At 38.3% G+C, this 5,210-nt stretch carries 2 protein-coding genes; one reads left to right on the top strand and one right to left on the bottom strand.

From position 1 onward, the window contains the following. Positions 1 to 114 precede the first annotated feature (114 nt). Positions 115 to 1,596 (bottom strand): reverse transcriptase domain-containing protein, encoded by a 1,482-nt coding sequence (locus VE944_RS31245; protein ID WP_324986809.1) that lies wholly within the window; start codon positions 1,594 to 1,596, stop codon positions 115 to 117. Between the two features lie 416 nt (positions 1,597 to 2,012). Here VE944_RS31245 and VE944_RS31240 point away from each other — a divergent pair, with 416 nt between their 5' ends. Continuing rightward, a complete protein-coding gene (locus VE944_RS31240; RefSeq protein ID WP_324986806.1) occupies positions 2,013 to 5,117 on the top strand; it encodes a type I restriction endonuclease subunit R in 3,105 nt (1,034 codons plus the stop codon). Positions 5,118 to 5,210: the final 93 nt, after the last annotated feature.

Genomic DNA, 5,210 nt, shown 5'->3' with positions numbered 1-5,210 from the left:
TAGCTACTTTCCTGATTGAGATATTTTTTTGAATATGTGCTGCAACTATTTTTTCTCGAAGCTCGATAGAGTATGACTTCATTTAAAAGTATTTATATTTTAACCTAGTGTACCTTATAACAGGCGGAAGCGCTGTATAGTTTGGCTTGCTCCTGTATCCTGTATGGCTTTACTATCATTCATTTGACTTGAAGAACAATTAGGTTTCTCACATAAACACCTTTTTCGTTTATGAAGTCTGTAATACTCTTGCTCAAGAGTAATTAATCCTGCATTTTTTAAATCTGATTTCTTCAGACGAAGTTGATACTTTGTATAAAAATGTCTGCTAACTTCTTTACGAATCCATTTATCCAATTCACGTATTTGTTGGATGTCTGTAATAACCATAAAAAATCCCATCCAACTTTTTACTCTTTCTCCTAACACACCACTGCATTCATCACATATTTTCTCACCACGCCCAGTTACTTTTCTATTAATCACATATTTGATAAAAAAATTAAATCTCCGTTTGAAATTTTCCCCAGTTTTATAAGATGGCTCTTTATTAATCTTTTCTATAATTCTTTCCTGGAATCTTAAAATGTTTCCTGGTTTAACTTTGATATGCTCAAGATTGAATTGAAACCCAACAAACTCTAGAAAATCTTTAGCTATATCAACATATTTGGTTTTACTTTCATCAGTATGTAATTCTAGCTTTATATCTTGTAACTTTTGAGCAACTTCTTGATGTACTAGAGGAATTAATTCTTTTTCTTTTAAAAGTATTACAAAATCATCCGCATAACGGACGTATCTCAGAGAATATTTTTTCGATAACTCATTGAGAACCCAACAATCAAATTCATGTAAATATAAATTTGCTAGCATTCCTGAAAGTACGCCTCCTTGAGGAATACCCTGAGTTCTTATAATTCTTTGATTATTTAGAATAGGCTTATGATGATGAAAAAATCGGTATCCGTATGTTTTGCCACGTTGATTTTTATGTGGAAGTCCACCAGTTTTGATAAACCGTCTTAATAATTTAGTAGCTAAAGTATCTTGACCAAACTTTCTCTCTATAATTTCAAAAAGATACTCGTGAGATAACGTATCGAAAAATTTTACTATATCAGCATCTAAGGCAAATATAAAACCTTGTTTAATATATTGATGAATCAAGCTCGCTGCATACGGTGCAGACTTTCCCTTTCTATATGCACAAGATACTTTATCTAATCTAAGTGTAGCTTTAAAATCTTTTTCGATCTCTTTGTAAATAGCATCATATAATACTTTTTGGACAATAACATCACGTATAGTAGCAATCGATAAAACTCGCTTTCCACCAGATGGCTTGGGAATTTCTATTTCTCGAAAAGTATAAAACTGATATGTACCTTTAAGTAATCTATTTGATAGAAGCTGACAACGTAAATCAAGTTCCTTTTTAAAGGTTGGGTAAGAAATACCATCTACCCCCATCTGCACTTTTGGCTCACCCTGCTGCAAGAAATCCGTTTTTTGTTGTTCGTAAGCTTTAAACGCAGCCTTTAGCTTCTCAGGCTGAAAGTATTCAATGAGTAAGTCGTCCAAATCCTTGGACATATTTTTATTTTGTAGTAGTTTAATTATTTGGAAGTGCTTACTGCTAAGGCGGACAGAGAACGCTAGACACTCCCTCAACCTGTCTCCTCTACTAAGGTGTAGAGTATAACCAATACCTATTATTTCTAACAGGTATAAAGAAACTCCTAGTCAAGGTGGATCTTTATTGTTTATTCCATACCTGGATTTTACCACAGTTGGAAAAGCAGCCCCCTTGGGATAAAGATGCTTTTAGGCATCTCCCGGCAGGTTCAAAGACCTAACCCAGCATTATTAGACAGCATATCATCAGTTATTAATCAATCGCTTCTAACTAGAACTTTCTATACTAAAAAAATATAAATTAAGTATTATCACTCTAAAAGGGATAGAGTGGATTCATTAAAATTATTCCAAAAGGCTTGTCACAATAATTTATGCCCCAGCAAACTCCTGAGTATATTCATGTAGAACTGCCTACCGTTCAACAACTCACCAGCATGGGTTGGCAGTACATTGAAGGAGATTGGGACAATGCCGAAGTTACCGAACGAGAAAACTTCAAGCAAGTTCTACTGACAGAGCGCCTCAAAGCTGCTATCAAACGTATCAACCTGGATGACAACGGTAATCCCTGGCTTGATGATCTTCAAGTTCAAGCCGCAGTTAGTCAGTTAGAACGCCTGGGTGCAAATAGATTAATGGAAGCTAACCAAGCCGCCACAGAATTGCTACTCAAAGGCACTACAGTTTTAAGGCAAGATGGCAAACAGCATACGGTACATTTTATTGAATTTGACCCTGAACATTGCGATCGCAACGATTTTCTCGCCATCAATCAATATCGAGTAGACCCGCCTTGGGCAACAGGTAATCGGGGGTTTATCGTCCCAGACATGGTACTACTTGTTAACGGCATTCCTCTAGTAGTGATTGAATGTAAAAGTCCCAATTTAGATAACCCGATAACTGAAGCAATTCAAGACTTATTGAAATATTCCAACCAACGGGGTAGCAGTCAACCAGAAGGCGCAGAAAAATTATTCCACTACAATTTGCTGATGATAGCAGCCTCTAGAGGACGGGCAACAGCCGGAACCATCGGCGCAAATTATGAACATTATGTTGATTGGAAAGATACCATTCCCAGTCCTCAAGCGGAAATTGCTGCACAATTAGGCGTTTCTGAATTGAATTTTCGCCATACCCTCATCGCCGGGATGTTGAAACCAGCTAATCTAATCGACATCCTGCATAATTTCACTCTATTTAAAACCAGTGGCGGACACACCATCAAAATTGTCCCCCGTTACCAGCAATATCGGGCAGTTTATAAAGCACTGTACCAACTTCAACACAATCAAACCCGCGCCCAACATGGCACAGATGACCAACGCGGTGGCATTATCTGGCATACCCAAGGTTCAGGTAAAAGCCTGACAATGGTTTACCTAATTCGGAAAATTCGCACTATCCCAGAATTACGCCGCTTTAAAATTGTTGTTGTCACCGATCGCCGCGACTTAGAAAAACAACTTGCAGATACCGCCGTCCTCACTGGGGAACCATTACAAAAGGCTAAAAATGTCAAAAAGCTAGAACAATACTTGCAACAACCAGGCGCTGGCTTAGTCTTCGGAATGATTCAGAAATTTAAAAGTGGCGAAGATTCTGATGAAGAAGCAGAAATAGAACCAATTCCGAAAAACCTCAATCCTTCCGAAAATATCTTAGTGCTAATTGACGAAGCACACCGTTCTCACGCCAAAACCCTCCACACCAACTTATTAGAAGCCTTACCTAACTGTGTCCGTATCGGCTTTACTGGTACACCCATCGTCAAAGCTGCCAAAAAAACCACTCTGCAAATTTTTGGTTCATTTATCGACGAATACAATATCCGCCAATCCCAAGAAGATAAAGTCACTTTGCCCATTGTCTACGAAGGGTTAGAAGCTAGAGGTACTGTAACCCAAGGTGATGACCTCGACCAACTTTTTGAAATTATCTTTGCTGATAAAACCCCAGAAGAACGGGCGCAAATTAAAGCCAAGTACGCGACTAAAACCCAAGTTGGCGAAGCACGGGAATTAATTAAAGCCAAAGCTAAAAGTATGCTGCGTCATTATATTGAGCGCATTTTAGCAGGAGGCTTTAAGGCGCAAGTAGTCGCCTCTACCCGTCTCGCAGCTGTCCGTTACCAAGAGGCATTTGTGGAAGTGCAACGGGAAATAGTACAGCAGCTAGAATACCGCGCACCCCTTCTGCAAAGTCTCAATACGGAGGCTTTAGAATCGCTTGATGCCGAAACTCGTTTTTCTGCTCAAGCGCTCCCACATCTTGAAACCATACGTAAGCTAAAATTTGCTACTATCATTTCTGGTGATAAAGGAGATGATAGTAGTTGGAAAAAGTGGACAGATAAAAGCCAACAGGAAATTAATATTGAGAAATTTAAAAAGTCTTTAGACGAAGATAGTTTAGCAGTTTTAATTGTAAAAAATATGCTGCTAACAGGTTTTGATGCACCGTTAGAACAAGTTTTATATTTAGACAGGTCGCTAAAAGAATACGAATTGCTGCAAGCGATCGCTCGTGTTAACCGAGTGTATGATGATAAAAAAACAGAAGGTTTAGTGGTCGATTATTACGGCGTTGATATCGCTGCTGCACTCTCGGTTTATGAGAATCTAGATACAGAATCTGCCTGGTTTGATATTCGTGCAGAATTGCCAAAGTTGAGCGAAAAACACCAGCAAGTTATTGCTCTATTTCCTAAAAATGGCTGCACAATTGATGATGTAGATGCTTGTGTAGACTTGCTCAGAGATGAACGTCTGAGAGTTGAATTTAACGACTATTTCAAAGATTTTCTCAACACTCTCGATACAATACTGCCGCGTTCAGAAGCACGTCAGCCCTATAATTTTGTTCGAGATGCCAAAAAACTAGGCTTTATTAAAAAAGCTGTAGCTGACCTCTATAGAGATGAAAAACTTAATATAGTTAGCGCCAAAGAGAAAGTTAGAGCATTAATAGACCAATATATTGAATCGCAAGGTATTGACCCAAAAGTGCCACCGATTGATATAATGTCACTGGATTTTAAAACCCATGTCCAGCGCCATCGCTCGATTAAAGCACAAGCCGCAGAAATGGAATTTGCTGCCCGTCACCATATCAGCGTAAATTATGAAGAAGACCCAGTTTATTACAAAAATTTAAGTGAAAAACTAACAGAAATTCTGGAATCTTTAGCTGATAACTGGGAAGCAAAAGTTGAGGCTTTGCAGAAATATATAGAACAAATCCAAACAGGCCGTACTACAGATGAGACTGGATTAGATCCTAAAACTCAAATGCCATTTCTCAACATTTTAGGTGAATATTCCCAAAAACAACTCCCCGAACTTGCTCAAGCAACTGTGGAAATTGTCGAACATATCCGCCAAGAAGTACGACGGGTAAATTGGGGTAGCCAAATAGTCCAAGAGGATTTACAGCAGTTTGCGATCAAAGTCACTACAAAAAGAGCTATCTAAATAGGCTCAAAGAATAAACCACAATGATTAAACCAATTTAGAGCATTTTCATCAGTAATGGCATTAACAGCCATAGTTATTGCAACATCTAGA

This window comes from Nostoc sp. (assembly GCF_035638895.1).
In the GTDB taxonomy this organism is placed as follows: Bacteria; Cyanobacteriota; Cyanobacteriia; order Cyanobacteriales; family Nostocaceae; genus Nostoc.
Note: the sequence above shows the minus strand (reverse complement) of the source record. Positions and strands in the feature narration are given on the sequence as shown.